This window comes from Sediminicoccus rosea, assembly GCF_033547095.1.
In the GTDB taxonomy this organism is placed as follows: Bacteria; Pseudomonadota; Alphaproteobacteria; order Acetobacterales; family Acetobacteraceae; genus Roseococcus; species Roseococcus rosea.
On record NZ_CP137852.1, the window covers coordinates 1,866,008 to 1,886,606 of the forward strand.

At 69.5% G+C, this 20,599-nt stretch carries 21 protein-coding genes; 16 read left to right on the forward strand and 5 right to left on the reverse strand.

What is annotated here, in order from left to right:
• Positions 1 to 3 precede the first annotated feature (3 nt).
• The 6 genes from R9Z33_RS08955 (at position 4) to R9Z33_RS08980 (ending at position 5,317) form a co-directional block, all read left to right on the forward strand.
• Positions 4 to 1,290, forward strand: coding sequence for a pyruvate dehydrogenase complex dihydrolipoamide acetyltransferase (locus R9Z33_RS08955; protein ID WP_318650946.1), 1,287 nt, complete (start codon positions 4 to 6; stop codon positions 1,288 to 1,290).
• The gene (locus R9Z33_RS08960; protein ID WP_318650947.1) at positions 1,290 to 1,778 is read left to right on the forward strand and encodes a GNAT family N-acetyltransferase; all 489 of its coding nucleotides are present in this window, start codon (positions 1,290 to 1,292) and stop codon (positions 1,776 to 1,778) included. The genes R9Z33_RS08955 and R9Z33_RS08960 overlap by 1 nt, the downstream gene beginning before the upstream one ends.
• Positions 1,779 to 1,781: 3 nt before the next feature.
• Positions 1,782 to 3,176, forward strand: a complete 1,395-nt coding sequence (lpdA, locus tag R9Z33_RS08965) for a dihydrolipoyl dehydrogenase (protein WP_318650948.1) — start codon at positions 1,782 to 1,784, stop codon at positions 3,174 to 3,176.
• 105 nt (positions 3,177 to 3,281) lie between these two features.
• Positions 3,282 to 3,692 (forward strand): hypothetical protein, encoded by a 411-nt coding sequence (locus R9Z33_RS08970; protein WP_318650949.1) that lies wholly within the window; start codon positions 3,282 to 3,284, stop codon positions 3,690 to 3,692.
• Between the two features lie 189 nt (positions 3,693 to 3,881).
• Positions 3,882 to 4,847, forward strand: coding sequence for a lipoyl synthase (lipA, locus tag R9Z33_RS08975; protein ID WP_318650950.1), 966 nt, complete (start codon positions 3,882 to 3,884; stop codon positions 4,845 to 4,847).
• The gene (locus R9Z33_RS08980; protein WP_318650951.1) at positions 4,847 to 5,317 is read left to right on the forward strand and encodes a type II toxin-antitoxin system RatA family toxin; all 471 of its coding nucleotides are present in this window, start codon (positions 4,847 to 4,849) and stop codon (positions 5,315 to 5,317) included. The genes lipA and R9Z33_RS08980 overlap by 1 nt, the downstream gene beginning before the upstream one ends.
• On the opposite strand, the gene R9Z33_RS08985 is transcribed toward R9Z33_RS08980, so the two are convergent.
• Positions 5,318 to 5,872, reverse strand: a complete 555-nt coding sequence (locus tag R9Z33_RS08985; protein WP_318650952.1) for a DUF4337 domain-containing protein — start codon at positions 5,870 to 5,872, stop codon at positions 5,318 to 5,320. It lies immediately after the preceding gene.
• Between the two features lie 67 nt (positions 5,873 to 5,939).
• On the opposite strand from R9Z33_RS08985, the gene R9Z33_RS08990 reads away from it, so the two are divergent.
• The 7 genes from R9Z33_RS08990 to R9Z33_RS09020 all read left to right on the forward strand — a co-directional run bounded on the left by R9Z33_RS08990 (position 5,940) and on the right by R9Z33_RS09020 (position 13,805).
• A complete protein-coding gene (locus R9Z33_RS08990) occupies positions 5,940 to 7,034 on the forward strand; it encodes a threonine aldolase family protein (RefSeq protein WP_318650953.1) in 1,095 nt (364 codons plus the stop codon).
• Positions 7,035 to 7,092: 58 nt separating this feature from the next.
• Positions 7,093 to 7,404 (forward strand): YraN family protein, encoded by a 312-nt coding sequence (locus R9Z33_RS08995; protein WP_404830681.1) that lies wholly within the window; start codon positions 7,093 to 7,095, stop codon positions 7,402 to 7,404.
• A 130-nt stretch (positions 7,405 to 7,534) separates the two neighbouring features.
• Entirely contained in the window at positions 7,535 to 8,689 is a 1,155-nt protein-coding gene (locus tag R9Z33_RS09000) for an efflux RND transporter periplasmic adaptor subunit (protein ID WP_318650954.1), read from the forward strand.
• A gap of 10 nt (positions 8,690 to 8,699) precedes the next feature.
• Entirely contained in the window at positions 8,700 to 11,816 is a 3,117-nt protein-coding gene (locus R9Z33_RS09005) for an efflux RND transporter permease subunit (RefSeq protein ID WP_318650955.1), read from the forward strand.
• A gap of 65 nt (positions 11,817 to 11,881) precedes the next feature.
• Positions 11,882 to 12,454, forward strand: a complete 573-nt coding sequence (locus tag R9Z33_RS09010; protein WP_318650956.1) for a pyridoxamine 5'-phosphate oxidase family protein — start codon at positions 11,882 to 11,884, stop codon at positions 12,452 to 12,454.
• Positions 12,455 to 12,497: 43 nt separating this feature from the next.
• Positions 12,498 to 12,956 (forward strand): hypothetical protein, encoded by a 459-nt coding sequence (locus R9Z33_RS09015; protein WP_318650957.1) that lies wholly within the window; start codon positions 12,498 to 12,500, stop codon positions 12,954 to 12,956.
• A gap of 33 nt (positions 12,957 to 12,989) precedes the next feature.
• Positions 12,990 to 13,805: a hypothetical protein gene (locus R9Z33_RS09020; protein ID WP_318650958.1), complete on the forward strand. Its 816-nt coding sequence runs from the start codon at positions 12,990 to 12,992 to the stop codon at positions 13,803 to 13,805.
• Positions 13,806 to 13,882: 77 nt separating this feature from the next.
• Here R9Z33_RS09020 and metC read toward each other — a convergent pair whose 3' ends face one another.
• The 4 genes from metC to R9Z33_RS09040 are packed head-to-tail and all read right to left on the reverse strand — an operon-like array spanning position 13,883 to position 17,283.
• Positions 13,883 to 15,067, reverse strand: coding sequence for a cystathionine beta-lyase (metC, locus tag R9Z33_RS09025; RefSeq protein WP_318650959.1), 1,185 nt, complete (start codon positions 15,065 to 15,067; stop codon positions 13,883 to 13,885).
• A complete protein-coding gene (locus R9Z33_RS09030; RefSeq protein ID WP_318650960.1) occupies positions 15,067 to 15,906 on the reverse strand; it encodes a sulfurtransferase in 840 nt (279 codons plus the stop codon). Before R9Z33_RS09030 ends, metC begins: the two co-directional genes overlap by 1 nt.
• A gap of 1 nt (position 15,907) precedes the next feature.
• Positions 15,908 to 16,627, reverse strand: a complete 720-nt coding sequence (locus R9Z33_RS09035) for an alanyl-tRNA editing protein (protein ID WP_318650961.1) — start codon at positions 16,625 to 16,627, stop codon at positions 15,908 to 15,910.
• On the reverse strand, positions 16,624 to 17,283 hold the full coding sequence (locus R9Z33_RS09040; RefSeq protein WP_318650962.1) for an NUDIX domain-containing protein: 660 nt from the start codon (positions 17,281 to 17,283) through the stop codon (positions 16,624 to 16,626). Before R9Z33_RS09040 ends, R9Z33_RS09035 begins: the two co-directional genes overlap by 4 nt.
• Before the next feature lie 58 nt (positions 17,284 to 17,341).
• On the opposite strand from R9Z33_RS09040, the gene R9Z33_RS09045 reads away from it, so the two are divergent.
• The 3 genes from R9Z33_RS09045 to R9Z33_RS09055 are packed head-to-tail and all read left to right on the forward strand — an operon-like array spanning position 17,342 to position 20,569.
• Positions 17,342 to 18,232 carry a DMT family transporter gene (locus tag R9Z33_RS09045; protein WP_318651632.1) on the forward strand — a complete coding sequence of 297 codons (891 nt, stop codon included), beginning with the start codon at positions 17,342 to 17,344 and terminating at the stop codon, positions 18,230 to 18,232.
• Between the two features lie 46 nt (positions 18,233 to 18,278).
• Positions 18,279 to 19,775, forward strand: coding sequence for an ArnT family glycosyltransferase (locus R9Z33_RS09050; protein WP_318650963.1), 1,497 nt, complete (start codon positions 18,279 to 18,281; stop codon positions 19,773 to 19,775).
• Positions 19,772 to 20,569 carry a YdcF family protein gene (locus tag R9Z33_RS09055; RefSeq protein WP_318650964.1) on the forward strand — a complete coding sequence of 266 codons (798 nt, stop codon included), beginning with the start codon at positions 19,772 to 19,774 and terminating at the stop codon, positions 20,567 to 20,569. Before R9Z33_RS09050 ends, R9Z33_RS09055 begins: the two co-directional genes overlap by 4 nt.
• Positions 20,570 to 20,599: the final 30 nt, after the last annotated feature.

Sequence of the window (20,599 nt, forward strand, 5' to 3'; positions counted from 1 at the left end):
AACATGGCCACGAACATCCTGATGCCCGCCCTTTCGCCCACGATGACGGAGGGCACCCTCGCCAAATGGCTGAAGGCCGAGGGCGATACCGTGAAGGCGGGCGACGTGATCGCCGAGATCGAGACCGACAAGGCGACCATGGAAGTGGAAGCCGTGGATGAGGGCGTGCTGGGCAAGATCCTGGTCCCCGCCGGCACCGAGGGCGTGAAGGTGAATGCCGTGATCGCCGTGCTGGTGGAGCCGGGCGAGGCCGCGCCGACCGGCGCCGCCCCGGCCGCGCCGAAGCCCGCCGCCGCCGCGCCGGCGGCCGCCGCTGCCCCGGCGCCGGCGCCCGTTGCCGCTTCCACGCCGGCCTCGCATGCCGGCGAGCGCGCCATCGCCTCGCCGCTCGCCAGGCGCATGGCGGCGCAGGCGGGGCTGGACCTCGCTTCCATCAAGGGTTCGGGGCCGCAGGGCCGCATCGTAAAGGCCGATATCGAGGCGGCGATGAATCGCCCCGCGCCGGCCGCGGCACCCGTCGCCGCTGCCGCGCCCGCGGCCGCTGCCGTGGCCCCTGGGCCGCGCCCGGCGCCGGCCCCCGCGCCGGTCATCGGCGCCACCACCGCCGTGCCGAACAGCAGCATGCGCAAGGTGATCGCCCGCCGCCTGTCGGAGAGCAAGGCCACGATCCCGCATTTCTACGTGGCGATGGACATCGAGCTGGATGCGCTGATGAAGCTGCGTGCCGAGCTCAACGCGCAATCGCCGAAGGATGGGCCGGGCGCCTTCAAGCTCTCGGTGAACGACCTCATCATCAAGGCGTGCGGCGTGGCGCTCCGCCGCCATCCGGGCGTGAACGCCGCCTGGACGGACGAGGCGATCCTGCAGTTCAACGAGGTGGACATCAGCGTGGCCGTCGCCATCCCCGATGGCCTCATCACGCCCATCGTGAAGGGCGCGGACCGCAAGGGCCTCGCCACCATCAGCAACGAGATGAAGGACCTGGCCTCCCGCGCCAAGGGCGGCAAGCTGAAGCCCGAGGAGTTCCAGGGCGGCGGCTTCTCCATCTCGAACATGGGGATGTATGGCGTCAGCCACTTCGCCGCGATCATCAACCCGCCCCAGGCCGGCATCCTGGCCGTGGGTGCGGGCACGCAGCGCGCGGTGGTGAAGAACGGCGCCCTGGCCATCGCCACCGTGATGACCTGCAACCTCAGCGTGGATCACCGCGTGATTGATGGCGCGCTGGCCGCCGAGTTCATGGCGACGCTGAAGGGGCTGATCGAGAACCCGCTCTCGCTGATGCTCTGATGTCGGGCTTCACCCTCCGTGACGCCGTCGAGGCGGACCTGCCGGAGATCAACCGGCTGGTCCGCGCGCTGGCCGAATACGAGAACCTGCTGCATGAGGCGGTGGGCACGGAGGAGGATTTCCGGCGGGCCCTCTTCGGCTCGAACCCGACGGTTTTCTGCATCCTGGCCGAGATCGGGGGCAGGGCGGTCGGCCAGGCGATCTGGTTCCCGATCTTCAGCACCTTCACCGGCCGACATGGCCTTTATGTGGAGGATGTCTTCGTGGAGCCCGTGCATCGCGGCAAGGGCATCGGCGAGGCGCTGTTCCGCCATTGCGCGGGCATCTGCGTGGAGCGCGGCTGGAAGCGGATGGAGTGGCAGGTGCTCGACTGGAACGAGCCCGCCATCCAGTTCTACCGGCGCATCGGCGCCCGCAGCATGGATGAGTGGCGCGTGCAACGTGTGACGGGCGAGGCGCTCACCGCCCTTGCCGCAGGAAAGGGCTGAAGAATGGCCGAGAATTTCGACGTGGTGGTGGTGGGCGGTGGGCCTGGCGGCTATGTCGCCGCGATCCGCGCCTCGCAGCTCAAGATGAAGGTGGCGCTGGTCGAGCGCGAGAACCTGGGTGGCATCTGCCTGAACTGGGGCTGCATCCCGACCAAGGCGCTGCTGCGCGCCTCCGAGATCAACCACCTGCTGCACAGCCTGGATAGCTTCGGCTTCGCGGCGGACAATGTGCGCTTCGACTTCGCCAAGGTGATCAAGCGCTCGCGCGGGGTCGCGGCGCAGCTCTCGGGCGGCGTGAAGCACCTGCTGAAGAAGAACAAGGTCACGGTCTTCGACGGGCATGGCGCGCTGGCCGGCCCCGGCAAGCTCTCCGTCACCAAGGATGGCAAGCCGGTGGCGGAACTCGCCGCCAAGCACATCCTGCTCGCGACCGGCGCCCGCGCCCGCGTGATCCCGGGCATGGAGCCGGACGGCAAGCTCATCTGGTCCTACCGCGAGGCGATGACGCCGACCGCCCTGCCCAAGAAGCTGATCGTGGTCGGCTCCGGCGCCATCGGCAGCGAGTTCGCCAGCTTCTACCTGAACATGGGCGCCGAGGTGACGCTGGTCGAGGTGATGGACCGCATCCTGCCGGTCGAGGATGCCGAAATCAGCGCCTTCGTCCGCAAGGCCTTCGAGAAGCAGGGCATGAAGATCATCACCAATGCGCGCGTGCAGGGCGTGCGCAAGGGTGCGGATGACGTGACCGCCGTGATCGAAGCCGATGGCAAGGTGACGGAACTCAAGGCGGACCGCCTGATCTCCGCCGTCGGCATCGTCGGCAACACCGAGAATCTCGGCCTCGAGGGCACGAAGGTGGTGGTGGACCGCACCCATATCGTGACCGACGCCATGGGCCGCACGGGCGAGCCCGGCGTCTACGCCTTCGGCGACATCACGGGCGCGCCCTGGCTCGCGCACAAGGCGAGCCATGAGGGCATCATCTGCGTCGAGGCCATCGCGGGCCTGCATCCGCACGCGATGGACGTGCTGAACATCCCGGGCTGCACCTATTGCCGCCCGCAGGTCGCCTCCGTCGGCCTGACGGAAGCTGCTGCCAAGGCGAAGGGGCATGACGTCCGCGTCGGCCGCTTCCCCTTCATCGGCAATGGCAAGGCCATCGCGATGGGCGAGCCCGAGGGCTTCGTGAAGACCGTCTTTGACGCCAAGACCGGCGAGCTTCTCGGCGCTCACATGGTCGGCCCGGAGGTGACGGAGATGATCCAGGGCTATGGCATCGCCCGCACGCTGGAGACGACGGAGGCGGACCTCATGCACACCGTCTTCCCGCACCCCACGGTGAGCGAGGCCATGCATGAGAGCGTGCTGGACGCCTACGGGCGGGTGATCCACATCTGACGGCATCCCCCATGCCGCATGCGGAATGGTGCCACAGCGTGCTTGTCGGCGGCATGGAGTTTCGGCCAGGATATGAGAAATATCCCGCCCTCCTGGAGGAATCTCATGGTGTCATTCATCCGGCGGCTCGCCGTTGCGAGCCTGCTCCTCGGCACCCTCCTGGTCGGGGCCCCGCCCATGGCCGAGGCCCAGCAGCCTCAATTGCGCAGCTTGGTCTTTCAGAACAACTGCCGCACGCCAGTCCGCCTGTTGGTTCGCCATCTGGAAGAGCAAAATAGGTACACCACCACCGGCTTCTATACGATTCGCCCCAGTACTTCGACCAGACTGACCGAACGTGGCGACAACATCATGCACAGGACTGGCTCGCCGCTGTTTTTCTTCGCGGAAACGGATGGCAGAACCTGGTCGTCGTCGGAGGTGACCGTCGCCTTCAACGGGGTCAACTATCGCATGGTGCGTGCGAACCAGACCGTCTCCGGCGACAGCATCCAGTTTTCGGTGGGCTGCGGGTAGGCAACGCCGCGCCGCACCAGCGGGTGGTTCCGGGGGGCGCTCCTCCGCCCGCGCTTGCGGCGCCCCTGAAGTTCGGGTGGGCAGGTTCTGACCCCTGCCCAGCCACCATCGGAAACCTGCCCTTCGCGGCAAGGGTTGAACGACTCCGGGGCTGTGTTTGCAACGCGGTGCGCTATATGAACACGCACCATGGCACGCATCGAAATCAACCATAATGGCCCGCGCACCGGCGCCGCCCGCCACCCGGAAAAGGCTGCGCGCCCGGACAACCCGATCCAGCGCAAACCCGCCTGGATCCGGGTGAAGGCACCCACCCACCCGATCTACCACGAGACGCGCGCCCTGATGCGCGACAACAAGCTCGTCACCGTCTGCGAGGAAGCGGCCTGCCCGAATATCGGCGAGTGCTGGTCGCAGCGCCACGCCACCATGATGATCATGGGCGAGACCTGCACCCGCGCCTGCGCCTTCTGCAATGTCGCGACCGGCATGCCCAATCCGCTCGACCATGACGAGCCGCGCCGCGTGGGCGAGGCGGTGGCCAAGCTCGGCCTGCGCCACGTCGTCATCACCAGTGTGGACCGCGATGACCTGGCCGATGGCGGCGCCGAGCACTTCGCCCAGACGATCCGTGCCATCCGTGCCGCCGCGCCCGAGACCACCATCGAGATCCTGACGCCTGATTTCCTCCGCAAGGAGGGCGCGCTGGAAGTCGTCGTCGCCGCACGCCCGGATGTGTTCAACCACAATCTGGAAACCGTGCCGCGCCTCTACCCCACCATCCGGCCCGGCGCGCGCTACTACCATTCGCTGCGCCTGCTGGACCGCGTGAAGCAGTTGGACCCTTCCATCTTCACCAAGTCCGGCATCATGGTCGGCCTGGGCGAGGAGAAGATCGAGGTGCAGCAGGTGATGGATGACCTGCGCAGCGCCGAGGTGGATTTCCTCACCATCGGCCAATATCTGCAGCCGAGCGTGAAGCACGCGGCGGTGGCCCGCTTCGTCGAGCCCGCGGAGTTCGAGGATTACGCGAGCGTGGCGCGTGCCAAGGGCTTCCTGCTCGTCTCGGCCACGCCGCTGACCCGCAGTTCCTACCATGCCGACCGCGACTTCGCCGAACTGCGCGCCGCCCGCGAGAAGAGCCTCGCCGTCTGATGCCGACGCATGCCGAGAAGCGCATCCTGCGGCAATCGCCGGAGCAGATCTTCCAGATCGTGGCCGATGTGCACCGCTATCCCGAATTCCTGCCCTGGTGCGCCGCCGCCCGGGTGCTGAGCCGGGAAGAGACGCAGCTGGTGGCGGACCTCACCATCGGCTTCAAGATGTTCCGCGAGACCTTCCGCAGCGAGGTCACGCTGGACCGCCCGGGCCTCGTCCAGGTGAAATACCTGGACGGCCCCTTCCGCTACCTGAACAACACCTGGCGCCTGAGCCCGGTGCCGCAGGGCACGGAGGTGGATTTCTTCGTGGATTTCGAGTTCCGCTCGCGCGTGCTGCAGGCGGTGATCGGCACCGTCTTCAACGAGGCGGTGCGCGTCATGGTCCGCGCCTTCGAGCGCCGCGCGATGGCGATGCATGGGCGGCTGCCGGCCGCGGCGGCCGGCGCCCCGGTCAAGCCCGCCTGATCAGAAGTGGATCAGGCCGGGCGCGAAGAAGCCCAGCATCATCAGCCCGAAGCCCACGGCCCCTAGCGCGCCGGCCAGCCAGACCAGCAGCGCCACGCCGGTGATGATCGAGGCGGAGGCGACGACGATCGCCACCTGGAAGCCCGCGCTCGAATATTCGAACATGTGATACTTCTCCATGTTCTTGTCCCGCCGCGCCTCGGCCACGCGGGCGCGGGCCATCAGCTCGCGCCGGCCCTCGCCGGTCTCGGGCTCGCTCTCCCAGCGGGCGGCGGTGCTGGTCCAGCGCTCGCGCTGCGCGGTGGTCGCGGCCGAATTCGCCTCGGTGCGGGCGAGCTCGGCCTGCTCGGCCGCGGTCCGCACCTGGGTCTGGCGGATGGTGCGGGCCTGGAAGAAGGACCAGAGGTTGGCGGCCTCGATATTCGCGTTCAGCGCCTCGGTCTGGGCCGATTTCGCGCCCACCTCGGCGAGCGCCAGGAAGAGCGCCAGGATCGCGATAATCAGGGCGACGCCCTTGTTCTCCGTGCCGTGATGCGCGCCATGTCCGCCAGCCATGAAGTCCCTCCTGCGATCTGCGGGCGGGGGGATGCCACAGTCGCGCGCCTCGCGCTACCTTGCCCCCATGGTCCAAGCTCCCTCCTTCGCCCGCTCCACCTCCTTCGCGCCCGCCCGGCCGCCCGCCGGCGCGCCGCCCGTGCGCATCAACCTCTATTCCGACACGCAGACGCGGCCCACGCCCGCCATGAAGGACGCGATGATGCGCGCCGAGATGGGCGACGAGCAGCATGGCGACGACCCGACCGTCCATCTCCTCTGCGACCGCATGGCGGCGCTGATGGGCAAGGAAGCCGCCATGTTCCTGCCGAGCGGCACCATGTGCAACGTCATCGCCATCCTCACCCATTGCCAGAAGGGCGATGAGGTCCTGGCGCACGAGACCAGCCACATCCTGCACAGCGAAGGCGGCACCCATGCCGCGCTGACCGGCGTGCAGATCCTGCCGCTCAAGGGCGAGCGCGGCCTCTTCACCGCCGATGACGTGCGCGCCGCCATCCGCCCGCGCACCCGCTATGCCCCCCCGCAGAAGCTGCTCGAGGTCGAGCAGACCGCCAATATCGGCGGCGGCGTGGTCTGGCCGCTCGAGCAGCTCAAGGCCGTGACCGCCGTGGCGCGGGAGCAGGGCTGGAACACCCACATGGACGGCGCGCGGCTGATGAATGCCTGCGTCGCCGCCGGCATCGCCCCCGCCGAGATGGTGGCCGATTTCGACAGCGTCTGGCTCGACTTCACCAAGGGGCTGGGCGCGCCGCTCGGCGCCGTGCTCTGCGGCTCGGCCGAGTTCATCGGCCAGGCCTGGCGCTGGAAGCAGCGCCTGGGCGGCTCCATGCGCCAGGCGGGCATGGTGGCCGCCGGCTGCATCCATTCGCTCGACCACCATGTCGAGCGCCTCGCCGAGGACCACGCCAATGCCAAGGCGCTGGCCCGCGGCCTGCGCCAGATCGAGGGCGTGGTGGTGGAGGAGCCCGACACCAACCTCGTCTTCTTCGACATCAAGGGGACCGGCGTCTCCGTCGAGGAATTGCAGAAGCGCCTGATGGCGCAGGGCATCATGGTCAGCGGCCTCGGTGGCCGGGTGCGCGCCTGCACGCATCTCGACGTGACCGCCGCGATGATCCCCGAGGCGGTGTCCGCGATCCGCGAGGCGCTGGCTGCCTGACTTCGTCCGCCAGCGCCGCGGCGCGCGCGCGGATCGCACCGGCCGCGGCGCCGAGGCGATCGCCCGCGCCGCACTGCTGGCCGAGGGCTGGCAGGTCCTGGCCGAGCGCCACCGCACGCCGGCCGGCGAACTGGACCTCATCGCCGAGAAGGACGGGCTGCTCGCCTTCATCGAGGTGAAGGCGCGGCCCAGCTGGCGTGAGGCGGCCTTCGCGCTCACCCCACGCCAGCAGGCGCGGCTGATGGCGGCGGCGGAGATCTGGCTCGCCAGCCATCCCGGCCATGGCAGGGCGGGAATCCGCTTCGACGTCATGCTGGTGGCGGCCGATGGAAGCCTGCGCCGGATCGCCGATGCGCTTCGCGAAAGCTGACATTCCGGCAAGGCGTTGTGACAGCTTGTTGCGTGCGGCGCTTTCGCGTTGACCACCCCCGGGCGCGGGCTCAGATTGGCCGCATGAGCCTCCGCGCAACCCTTCCCGACGCGCGGCGTCGGAGATGAACATGTTGGACCGCCCGATTCCCGTCGAGGCGCCGCAGGAGGCCACCGCACCCCCGAAGCCACGGCGCCGCTGGCTCTGGCCCGCGCTCTGGGTGCTGGCGCTCGCTGGCGGCGGCTTTGCCGCGGTGACCTGGCGCGCGGCGAACCCGCCCGCGCCACCGCCCGCGCCCACGGTCGCCGTGCCGGCGCTGACCGTCGCCGTCGCCCCCGTCACCATGCGCCGCCTTGCGTCGAGCGTGGTGGGCGATGGCTCCATCGTCGCGTGGCAGGAGCTGGTGATCGGCACCGAGGTCGGCGGGCTGCGGATCGTGGAGGCCCCACTGGACGAGGGCATGCCCGTCCGTGCCGGCGATCTGCTGGCGCGGCTGGATGACAGCGTGCTGGCCGCCCAGGCCGCGCAGGCCCAGGCCGTGATCGGCGAGGCGGAGGCCTTCCTGGATTTCGCCCGGCAGGAGGAAGCGCGCTCCGAGACGCTGGTCCGCACGCAGACCGGCTCGCGCCAGGTGCTGGAGCAGCGCCAATCCGCCACGCGCCAGGCCGAGGCCCGGCTCGTCTCCGCCCGCGCCCGCCTGGCCGAAGTGCAGACTCGCCTCGCGCAGACGCGCATCCTGGCGCCGAGCGATGGCCTCGTCTCCCGCGTCTCGGTCCGCATTGGCGCCGTGCCGGGCCAGGGGCAGGAGCTGTTCCGCCTGATCCGCGACAACCGGCTGGAGCTGGAGGCCCGCGTGCCCGAGCTGGAGCTGGCCGATGTGCGCCCTGGCCAATCCGCCACGGTCCGCCATGGCAACCGCGAGGTCGCGGCCGAGGTGCGGCTCGTCGCGCCCGTCGTCGCGGCCGAGACGCGGCTGGGGCTGGTCCGCATCGCCCTGCCGGCCGATTCCGGCCTCAAGCCCGGCATGTTCGCCCGCGCCGAGATCCAGGGCCCCGCGCGCGAGGCGGTGATGGTGCCCGCCTCCGCCGTCGTGTTCCGCGAGGGGGCGCCCCAGGCTTTCGTGCTGCCCGAGGGCGGCGAGCGCGTGCAGATGCGCCGCCTCGCCACCGGCGCCCGCCAGGACGGCATGATCGAGATCACCGAGGGGCTTCGCGCCGGCGAGCGCATCGTCACCGCCGGCGCCGGCTTCCTGGTGAATGGCGACCTCGTGCGCGTCGCACCCTGAGGGCCGCGCCATGATCGAGGAGAGGCATCGCAACATCTCCGGCTGGGCCATCCACAACCCGGTCGCCACCATCGTCATCTTCCTGCTGCTGACGGTGGCGGGCCTCTTCGCCTACCCCTATCTGCGCATCAACAACTCGCCCGACATCGATCTCCCCGCCGTCGTCGTTTCCGTCGTGCAGCAGGGCGCCGCGCCGTCCGAGCTGGAAACCCAGGTGACGCGCCGCGTCGAGGATGCGGTGGCGGGCCTCGGCGATGTGAAGCGCATCTCCTCCACCGTGGTGGATGGCAGCTCCACCACCGTCATCGAATTCGTGCTCGGCAAGAACATCGACCGCGCGACGAATGACGTGCGCGACAAGATCGCGCAGATCCGCGCCGACCTGCCCGCCGGCATCCGCGACCCCGTGATCACCCGCGTGGAGGCGACGGGCGGCGCCATCGTCACCTTCAGCATCTCCTCGCCGCGGATGACCGTCTCCGAGCTGAGCTGGTTCGTGGATGACGTGGTGGCGCGCTCCATGCTCTCCGTGCCCGGCGTGGCGCAGATCAACCGCGTGGGCGGCGTGGAGCGCGAGATCCGCGTGGCGCTCAAGCCCGAGCGGCTGGTGGCGCTCGGCATCACCGCGAACCAGGTGAACGCCCAACTGCGGGACCAGAACATCAACCTGGCCGGCGGCCGCGGCAATATCGGCACGGGCGAGCAGTCCATCCGCACGCTCGGTGCCGCCGTGACGGTGGCCGACCTGCGCGAGCGGCGGATCATCCTCAGCAATGGCCGTTTCGCGCGGCTGGGCGACATCGCCGATGTCGAGGATGCGACGGCCGAGGTCCGCACCGCCGCCCGCCTCGATGGCCGCCCCGTCGTCGCCTTCGAGGTGCTGCGCACGCGCGACAGTTCCGAGGTGCGGGTCGCCGAGGGCGTGATGGCCAAGGCCCAGGCCATCATGGCCGAGCACCCGGAGGTGACGATCAACGTGGTCACCACCACCGTCACCTTCGTGCTGGCCGGCTTCCATGCGGCGGTGGAGGCGCTGGTGATCGGCGCGCTGCTCGCCATGCTGGTGGTCTATGCCTTCCTGCGCGACTGGCGCGCGACGGTGATGGCCTCCATCGCCATGCCGCTCTCGCTGATTCCCACCTTCTTCGTCATGCAGATGCTGGGCTTCTCGCTCAACAACGTGACGCTCCTGGGCCTGACGCTGGTGGTGGGCGTGCTGGTGGATGACGCGATCGTGGAGATCGAGAACATCGTCCGCCACATCCGGCAAAATCCGGGCGTCAGCGTCTATCGCGCGGCGCTGGAGGCGTCGTCCGAGATCGGCCTGGCCGTGGTGGCGACGACGGCGGCGATCCTGGCGGTCTTCGTCCCCGTGGCCTTCATGCCGGGCATCCCGGGCCAGTTCTTCCGGCAATTCGGGCTGACGGTGGCCGCCGCGGTCGCCTTCTCGCTCATCGTGGCGCGGCTGCTCACGCCTTTGCTCGGCGCCTATTTCCTCAAGCCGCACCACGCGCCCGAGCCGGCGGATGGCTGGCTTGCCAGGCGCTACTACGCGATGCTCGCCTGGTGCCTGCGCCACCGGCTGACGACGCTGGCGGGTGGTGTGGGCTTCTTCGCCCTCTCCATCGCCCTCGTTCCCTATATCCCGCAGGATTTCGTGCCGGGTGCGGATCGCGGCCGCTCTTCCATCGCGATCGAACTCGCCCCTGGCGCCTCGCTGGCCGATACCGAGCAGGTGGTGCAGCAGGCGACGCGCATCCTGAAGGCGCGGCCCGAGGTGGTCTCGGTCTTCGCCAGCATGGGTACCTCCAACACGGGGGTCGGCGGGCCGGGCCTGGGTAACACGACGCGGGCGGGTGACCCGCGCACCGCCAACCTCACCGTCACGCTGGTGCCCCGCTCCGAGCGCAGCGTGACGCAGAACCAGTTCGAAGCGGCCGTCCGCCCGCTGCTGGACGTGATCCCGGGTGCCCGCGTGCGCTTCGGCGCCGATGGCCAGAGCGGATCGCGCCTCCAGATCACGCTGGTGGGCGCCGATGGCGCGGCGCTGGCGGAGGCCGCGCGCAAGCTGGAGACCGAGATGCGCGGCCTGCCGCAGCTGGCCGGTGCGCGCTCCACCGCCTCGCTCGCGCGGCCGGAATTGCAGATCCGGCCGATGGAGGACCGCGCGGCGGAACTTGGCGTCTCGCCCGCCAGCATCGGCGCCACGGCGCGCATCGCCACGATCGGCGATGTGGACCAGCTCCTGCCGCGCTTCACCCTGACCGACCGGCAGATCCCCATCCGCGTCATGCTGGATGAGCGCGCCCGTGCCGATCCCGAGGCGCTGCGCGGCCTGCGCGTGGAGGGGCGCGGCGGCATCATGGTGCCCATCGAGAGTGTCGCCGAGATCGGCCACGGCGCGGGCCCGGCGCAGATCGACCGCCTGGGCCGCCAGCGGAAAGCCACCGTGGAGGCCGAGCTGAACGGCATGCCGCTGGGCGAGGCCGTGAAGCTGGTCAACGCGCTGCCCATCATGCAGCACCTTCCCGCCGGCGTGCGCGAGCAGGCGACGGGCGACAAGGAGGTGATGGCCGAGCTCTTCGGCGGCTTCGCCCTCGCGCTCGGCACCGGCGTGCTGCTGGTCTACCTGGTGCTGGTGCTGCTCTTCGGCGGCTTCCTCCAGCCGCTGACCATCATGAGCGCGCTGCCGCTCTCGCTGGGCGGTGCGCTGATGGCGCTGCTGATCGCGCAGAAATCTCTCGGCGTCTCGGCCGTCATCGGCGTGCTGATGCTGATGGGCATCGTCGCCAAGAACTCCATCCTGCTGGTGGAATACGCCATCATGATCCGCCGCGATGACGGGCTGGGGCGCGAGGCCGCGATCATGGAGGCCGCGCGCAAGCGGGCGCGGCCCATCGTGATGACGACCATCGCCATGGTCGCCGGCATGGCGCATATCGCGGCCGGCATCGGCGCCGACAACGAGTTCCGCGCCCCCATGGCCCTCGTCGTCATCGGCGGGCTGATCACCTCGACGCTGCTCAGCCTGATCTTCGTGCCGGTCTGCTACCTCTACGTGGACCGCTTCGAAAGCTGGATCGCACGGCGCTTCCGGCCGAAGACGGCGCCGCAGCCGGCGGAGTAGAAAAGAAAAGGGGCCTCCGGCGGCTGGGGCCATTGGCCCCAGACCCCAGAACTGGGAGGCACCTGATGACGCGACCTTTCTACCATGATGGCATGCGGGAATGGCAGGATGCGACGGATGGGCGGCGCGTCGCGGACGCGCTGGAAGAACGCCGGCTGCACCGGACGTTCTGGGACGAGGATCGGGCGCTGATCACCAGCGCGCCCTTCTTCTTCATCGCCACCGGCCATGGCCAACACATGGATTGCAGCATCCGCGCGGGCGATCCGGGCTTCGTCACCATCCTCGACGACCACACCCTGGAATGGCCCGAATATGACGGCAACTCGATGTTCCGCACGCTGGGCAACATCGCGCGCAACCCCCATGTCGGCCTGCTCTTCCTGCGCTTCGACGGGCAGAGCCGCCGCCTGAGGATCAGCGGCCGCGCCACCATCCACGGCGTGCAACACCGCGTGGTCCGCGTGGAATGCCTGGAGATCTACCCCAATTGCCCGCGCTACATCCCCGACCTCGCCTCCGGCACGCCCTCGCCGCATGTGCCGCGCGAGGGGCATGTCCCGCCCGCCCCCGAATGGAAGCAGCGCGACTACATCCGGGATATCCTGCCCGCGGATGATCCGTTCCGGCCGAAGTGAGAGAGATCGTCTAGGTATTTTTTCTTGACCTTGGAGCCGATCCATGCCAGATGAAGCGAAGCCAAGGCACAGCCGCGTCCGCACCTGGTTCTGCGGTGTCCTTGCTGGTGTCGCGGCGGCACATATCTTCCATGTCGTCAGCGAGGCCTTCGACGAGGCCTTTGGGCCTCCCGAGGCTCAGTTGATCGTGACATCCGAAGCGCCGCTGCTGGATGTGCGTGTCCGATACGGCGGACGAGAGATTGCGCCCAGGCCCGGCTGGCTCGAGGGAAGCCATATCCGTTACGCGCTTTTCCCCGCGATGCGGACGCGGAACTACGAGACTGTCCTGGAAGTCACGTGGCGGACGATGAGCGAGGAGCGCTCTCTCTCCCGAACGATGCGCCAAACCTCGGATCGTCTATGCCTCTACGTCCTACGTCTCGACATTCTTGGACAACCCGTCGAGCTGGGTCGGCCCGACGCACACTCACCCTTCTGGTGGAACTGTCGATTTCCCTGAGATCACTCTCCGTTCGTTGATGGAGGTTTGGCGATGACCGAATTCAGGTTTTGGAACTCAGTTGAACGCGCCGCGGCCGGGGAGGCAGAAGCCTCGCCCCTGCCGGGCTTCTATGATGGTCCCGCGGATGCCTACCGGCATATCGTTGGTGCGGCGGAACTCCGGCGACGGTTTGGCTGGGCGATCGCCTATGGAATCGTCACAGGAAACGAAGTCAGAGGCACACACGCAAAGGGACATGCGCCTGAACTCCGTCGGATGGATGATCACAACAACGCGATCGGCCTCTCGATCGGGGCCGATGCGACGAGTAATGAGGAGGTGGTTCGCCGCGCGCGGGCGGCCATCGACGCAGGGGTCGAAAATAGCGGCTCAGGCCTTGGGCAGACGCCTTTGTGGCTGCCGCAAGAGCGATGGAGAGAGGTTTCCGCCCGACCGCCAGCCGAACGCGCTCTTCCCGTCGAATGGCCCGACGCGATCCCCTCTGCCGCCGCCTATCGTTTCGGTGATGAGCGCTTCGGCGCGGATCGGGCCTTCCGCGCGGGCACGCCGCGCGAGCGGCAGGCCGCCCTCTTCGAGCGTCTGGAGGCGACGCCCACGGCGGAATGGTCCGAGGCGGATGTCCGGGGCGTCATCGCCTCTCCTGCCTATCGCAACTCTTCGGCGGCGGAGCATGCGCTGTGGCGGGAGCGCGTGCGCCAATACTTCCAGGAGCGCGCGGCGGGCCAGGACCAGGCCGCCGAGGAGGAGGATGCCGATGGCGTCGCCCATGTCCGCGCCTATACCCGCATGGGCCCATCGGGCCCCATCCAGGTCCGTGCCCACGACCGGGCCACGCCTGCCCCATAGTCAAGGTTTCCAAAAGCCGCCATGTGAAAAGAATGGGGCCTTTGGTGGGAGGTCCGGAGGGCAAAGCCCTCCGGTGATCAGCCGAGCTGCTTCAGCCCCTGCTGAAGATCCGCGATCAGATCCTTTACATCCTCCAGCCCGATATGGATGCGCAGCATCTGCCCGCCGAAATCGCCCGTGCCGGCGGTGCGGGTGATGAAGCCCGTGGTCGGCAGCGCCAGGCTCTCATATCCGCCCCAGCTCGCGCCGATACCGTAGAGCTTCAGCGCGTTGATGAAGCGGAACATGTCCTCCTGGCTGTACTTCGCGTCGAGCACCACGCCGAAGAGGCTGCACCCTCCGTTGAAGTCGCGCTGGAAGAGCGCGTGCTGCGGGTGGGAGGGCAGGGCCGGGTGCATCACCTTGGCCACCTGCGGCTGGGCTTCCAACCATTTGGCGACCTCGATGCTCGCCGCTTCCTGCGTCTTCAGCCGCACCGCCATGGTCCGCACGCCGCGCAGCGCGAGCCAGACATCATCCGGCGAGGCATAGTGCCCGATGGTGGAGGCGGCGGCGCGGACGATCAGGTGATCCTCCTCGCTGTTCACGGTGACGCTGCCGAGCAGGATATCCGAATGCCCGCCGACATATTTCGTCAGTGCCTGGATGGAGACGTCCACGCCATGCTGGAAGGGCTGGAAGGTGTGGATGCCCCAGGTGTTGTCCATCAGCACCTTGCATCCGCGCGCATGGGCGGCGCGGGCGATGGCCGGGATGTCCTGGATCTCGAAGGTGTGGGAGCCGGGGCTCTCGGTATAGACGACCTTGGTGTTGTCGCGGATCAGCGCGGCCATGCCCGCTTCATCCACGCAGGGGTCGTAGAAGGTGGTCTCGATCCCCCAGCCCTTGAGCAGCGTGTTGGCGACGTTGCGGCCCGGGCCATAGACGCTGTCCGGCATCAGGCAGTGATCGCCCGACTTCAGATAGGCCATGAGCGGCAGCGTGACGGCGGCGAGGCCGGTGCCGACGATGGTGCAGCGCGTGCCGCCCTCGATCTCGCAGATCACATCCTCCAGCGCGTAGTGGGTCGGCCCCCCCTGCGTGCCATAGGTCATGTACTGCTCGTAGCGCTTGGCCGCACCGTCGCGCCGCGCCTCGGCCGTGGGGAAGAGCACGGTGGAGCCGCGATGCACGCCCGGATTCACGAAGCCATGGATGCGCACGCCCGCGCGCCCCGCATGGCTCATGCGGGTCGAGAAGGCGTGGTCGTGGGAATCGGTCATCAGGCGGTCGCTTTCACGGTTTCGGGACGGCTGGCCCATTCGGTCCAGGAGCCGTCATAGACGGCGGGTTCAGGCAGCCCGGCGCGCACGGCGCCGAGGGTGAGGATGCAGGCGGTGACCCCCGTGCCGCAGCTCGTCACCAGCGCGGGCGCCGCGGCCGCACCGGCGGCGGCGAAGCGGGCGCGCAGCGCATCGGGCGGGAGCATGGTGCCATCGGCCGCGAACAGCTCGGGGAAGGGAATGTTGGCGGCACCGGGCATGTGGCCGGAGGGCAGGCCCGGGCGCGGCTCGGGGGCGGTGCCCTTGAAGCGGCCGGCGGCGCGGGCATCGAGGACGAGGGCGGATTTGTCGGCCAGGACGCGCTTCACATCGCCGATGCCGGCCACGCGGCCCGCCACGAAATCGGCCACATAGGTGGTGGGCGCGGGTGCCGCGGGCGCGCCGGAGGCGACGGGCCGCCCCTCGCGTTGCCATTTTGGCAGGCCGCCATCCAGCACCGCCGCCTTTTCATGGCCGAAGAGGCGCATCAGCCACCAGCCGCGCGCCGAGGATTGCAGCCCCTTCTGGTCGTAGAAGACGACGCGGCTGGCATTGCTGACGCCCATCGCCCCCATCAGCTTCTCGAAGCGCGCCGCACTCGGGATCATGTGCGGCAGCGTCGCGTCCGGGTCGGCCACCACGTCCAGGTCGAAGAAATGCGCGCCGGGGATATGCGCCTCGGCGAATTTCGTGGCGCCGTCGAAGGGCTCGTTCGGCAGGTATTTCGTGGTGTCGAAGACCAGGAGGTCGGGCGCGCCGAGCTGTGCCGCGAGCCATTCCGTGCTGACGAGGTTGTCCACCTTATTCCTCCACCAATGCGATGCTGATGCGGCGGTTCTGCCGCCCCTTGTTCTCGAGCTTGAGCACTTCCACCCGGCCGATCTCGCCCGTGCTCCGTACATGCGTGCCGCCGCAGGGCTGCAGGTCCACCGGCGCGTCCAGCGGCCCGATCCGCACCAGCCGCACCCGCCCCGCGCCGCGTGGCGGCTGGACGGAGAGGGTGCGCACCAGGCCGGGATTGGCGTCCAGCTCGGCCTCGGTGATCCAGGTGTCGCTGACGGCGTGGTCGGCTGCGATCAGGGCGTTCAGGCGCTCGGTGAGGGATTCCTTGGTGGGCGGCTCGGCCAGGTCGAAGTCGAGGCGCGACTTGTCGGCGCCGATCTGCCCGCCGGTGACGCCTGCGCCGGGGATCAGGCTGCACAGCAGGTGCAGCGTGGTGTGCATCCGCATGTGGCGATGGCGCCGCGCCCAGTCGAGGGTGAGCGTCACCTCCGTGCCGGGGGTGGGAAGGGCGCTGCCCTCCGCCAGCTTGTGCAGGATGGCGTCGCCCTCGCCCTTCAGGGCCTCGGTGATCGCGGCCTCGCCGCCCGCCCAGCGCATCACGCCGGAATCACCCGGCTGGCCGCCGGCGCGGGGGTAGAAGTTGCTGCGGTCGGTGACGATCCCGGCCTCATCGGCCTGGATGACGCGGGCGGTCACTTCACGCAGATAGGCGTCGTCGCGGAACAGGGTCTCGGTCATGCACGGGTCCATTCGGCGCGGAGGCGCGCGTGGTTCTGGCGGAGCCAAAAGAGGCAAAGGGCGCAGGTGGCGTTCTGGATCGCATTGCGGTCCAGCATGGCGAAGGCTTCGGACGCCGGCATGATGAGCAGGCGGATATCCTCGCCCTCATGCAGCAGGCCATGGGTGCCGGCGGCTTCCGGCTCCGGCAGCCGGGCGCGGCCGCAATAGAGCTGCATGAGCTCGTCGCAGCCGCCCTGGAGGAGCATGTAGCGGCCGATATGCTCGACCAGGTCGGGCTCGACGCCGGCCTCCTCCAGGGATTCGCGGCGGGCGGCGGCTTCGGGCGCCTCGCCCGGCTCCAAGAGCCCGGCCACGCATTCGGTATGGATGGGCGGGAGGCCCGCCGCATGGACCGGCAGGCGGAACTGCTCGATCAGCGCCACGCGGTCCGACCAGGGGTCGAAGGGCAGCATCGCGACACCGCCCGCGCGGCGCCACAGCTCCCAGGTCAGCTCGGCGGAGCGCGAGCCGTCGAAGCGCTCATAGGTGAAGCGCACGCGCTGCAAGGGGAAGCGGCCGGACCAGACCACCTCATCGGCGCGGATTTCGAGCCCGGGATAGGCGGCGATGCGCGGGGCCTTGGCGGGCCGGTCCTCGGGGTCACTGGCGCTCATGTCGCGGCGACCGTAACTTGGCGGCTCACGCCCGTCCATGAGCCCCAGCTTGCAAATCATGCCCTCGGTCGCGACCCGCGCCAGTCGCCGTCGCGCCATCCTGTTCATCCTCATGGCCGCCCTTCTCTTTGCCCTCGCCGCCTGCTGCGTGAAGGCGCTGGAGGGCGGCGTGCCGCTGGCGCAGGTGGTGCTCTTCCGCAGCGTCTTCGCGCTGCCCGTGCTGCTGCCGCTGCTCAGCCAGGCGGGCGGCTGGGCCGCCATCCGCACCGCCCACCCCATGGGCCATGCCTGGCGCACCCTGTTCGGCCTGATCGGCATGGCCGGCGCCTTCTACGGCTATGCCACCATGCCGCTCGCCACCGTCACTGCGCTCGGTTTCACCATGCCGCTCTTCCTGACCCTGCTGGCGGTGCCGCTGCTGGGCGAGCGGGTGGGCTGGCGCCGGGGCAGCGCCGTGATCGTGGGCTTCCTCGGCGTGCTCATCATGGTCCGCCCGACGGATGCGCAGGCCGCGCAGCTCATGCCGAGCCTGGTGGTGCTGGTGGCCGCGCTCGCCTGGGCCATGGCGATGATCACCATCCGCCGCATGGGCGAGGCGGGGGAGAGCGGGGTCACCATCGTGCTCTGGTTCGCCATCGGCTCCTCGGCCGTCGCCTTCCTGGCGAGCCTGCCGGTCTGGGTCTGGCCCAGCGCCTGGCAATGGCTTCTGTTGCTGGGCATCGGTGTCATCTCGGCCATGGCGCAGCTGCTGATGACGGATGCCTATCGCTCGGGCGAGCCCACGCTGGTGGCACCCTTCGAGTATTCCGGCATCATCTGGACCACCCTGCTCGGTGCCATCATCTGGGCCGAGGCGCCGGATGGGTGGGATGGCCTCGGCATCGCCGTGCTGGTTGCCTCCGGCCTCTACATCTGGTGGCGCGAGGTCCAGCTTGGGCTGAAGCGGTGAGGGGCCGCCGCTTGCGGCCGGGCTGCGGCTGGGCCAAGTGGGGCTGATGTCCGCTGGTCTCCCCGCCTGGCTCCTGCGCCAACGCTGGCCCATCGCGCTGGCGCTGCTGCCGGTGCTGGTGGTGGCGATCCGCTGGGCGTCCTTCCTGCCTTCGGTCATCGACTGGGATGAGAGCCTCTACCTGCTCCAGGCGCGGGAATGGTTGCGCGGCAACTGGCCCTTCTCCGGCGTGTGGGACATGCACCCGCTGGGCGCGCCCGCCATCATCGCGCTCTTCTTCCTGATCTTCGGCGAGAGCCTGGAGACGGTGCGGTTCCTGGGCGCCTTCTGCGTGACCGCCACCGGCTATGCGCTGATCGCGCTGACGCGCGTGGCGGGGGCGCCGCGGGCGCTGGGCTATGCGGCCGCCGTGCTCTACGCCGCGCATACGCTGCAGATGGGCGGCCTCGCCTCCAACACCGAGATTCTCTTCGCGCCCTTCGTCGTCTCGACGCTGGCGCTGGCCCTCGCCCAGGGGCCGCTCTGGCCGCGCCTCATCGGCATGGGGCTGCTGATGGGCTGCGCGCTGCTGGTCAAGCAGGTGGTGACGCCCGAAGGCTGTCTCGCCTTCGCGATCTTCGCCTGGCCACTGCTGCGCGCGCGGCGCTGGGGGATGCTCTTCGCGACGGCCGGGGCCTATGCGGCGCTCTGCCTCATGCCCACCGCGCTGGTCGCGGGCATCTATGCCCTGCGCGGCGAATTCGACATCTGGTTCGAGAGCACCGTCCTCGCCCCCCTCGAATATGCCTCGGGCCGCATCCCGCTGGAGCAGATGTTCTGGCGCATCACCCTCGCGGCGCTCGCGCTGCGCTGGCTGCTCGCGCTCGCCCTGCCAGCCTTCGTCTTCGCCCCGCGCGAGCCGGTGCTGCGGCGCCTGATGTGGCTTGCGTTGCTCTGGCTGGTGGTCGCCTGCCTCGCGGTGGCGGGGCCGGGCTTCTTCTTCCCGCACTACTTCCTGATCCTGGTGCCGCCGCTCGCCCTGCTGGCCGCCATCGGCGCCTATTCCTTCGCCATGCATGTGGGCGGCGTGCGCGCCCGGCTGGCGCTGGCGGCCCTGCTCGGCTTCGCGGCGGTGGACATGGTGGCGACCGACCTCACGCCCCGCCTCACGCGCGGCTTCGCCATGGGCACGCCCGACACGCCGCGCCGCATGGCCGCCCTGATGAATGACGAGCTGCAGCCGGGCGACACCATCTTCGTCCCCAACTACCAGCCCGTGGTCTATTTCCTGACCCAGGCGCGGCTGCCCACCCGCTTTCCCTTCCCGGTGCACCTGACCGGCGGCTTCGCCAACCTCGCCGGCGTGGACACGGATGCGGAGGTGGCGCGCATCCTCGCCTCCCGCCCGCGCTTCATCGTGCTGGACCGCACCGAGTGGTTCACCATGCGGCCCTCCGCCATGTCCATGCTGACGGAGGCGCTGGAAGAGGGGTATGAGCTGGCGGCGAGCTTCGCGGAGGAGCGCGGCTCGATCGAACTCTGGCGCCGCGTGGAGGCCGAATGATCGAGGACACCCTTTTCCTCGTCTCCAAGCTGTTCTGGCTCTTCGCGCGGCCGAACACCTTCGCGCTGTTCCTCGCCTGCCTGGGGGCGGCCGCGCTCATCGCCCGGCGCCGCTGGGGGCGCTGGCCGCTGGTGCTGGGCCTGGGCTGGTTCGTCGCCGTGCTGCTCACGCCGCTGCCCGCCTGGATCACCCTGCCGCTGGAGGACCGCTTCCCCCGCCCCGCGGAAGCGGGCCGCGTGGACGGCGTCATCATCCTGGGCGGCGCCGTCGAGCAATTGCTGACCGAACGCCGCGGCATCCCGGCACTGAACGGCGCGGCCGAGCGCATGACCGAGGCGGTGACGCTGGCCCGCCTGCACCCCGAGGCACGGATCGTCTTCACCGGCGGCCAGGGCACGCTGGCGCCGGGCCAGATGACCGAGGCCGATGTGGCGCGCCAGATCTGGGCCGGGATGGGCCTCGAAGGCCCGCGCGTGATCCTCGAGAGCGCGGCGCGCAACACCTGGGAGAATGCGACGCTGACCCATGCGCTCATCCAGCCCAAGGCGGGCGAGCGCTGGCTGCTGGTCACCTCGGCCAGCCACATGCCGCGCTCGGTCGGCTGCTTCCGCCGCGCGGGGTGGGAGGTCACGCCCTGGCCGGTGAACTATTCCACCTCGCCGGGCGGGCAGGGCTGGTTCGACCCGCCCTTCTCCTTCCGGCTGGGCCAGGCGGAATGGGCGATCCGCGAATACATCGGGTTGATCGCCTATCGTTTCCTGGGCCGCACCAGCGCGTTGTTTCCCGCACCCTGAGCCGGATCGCCTTGGTGACTTCACCCGGAG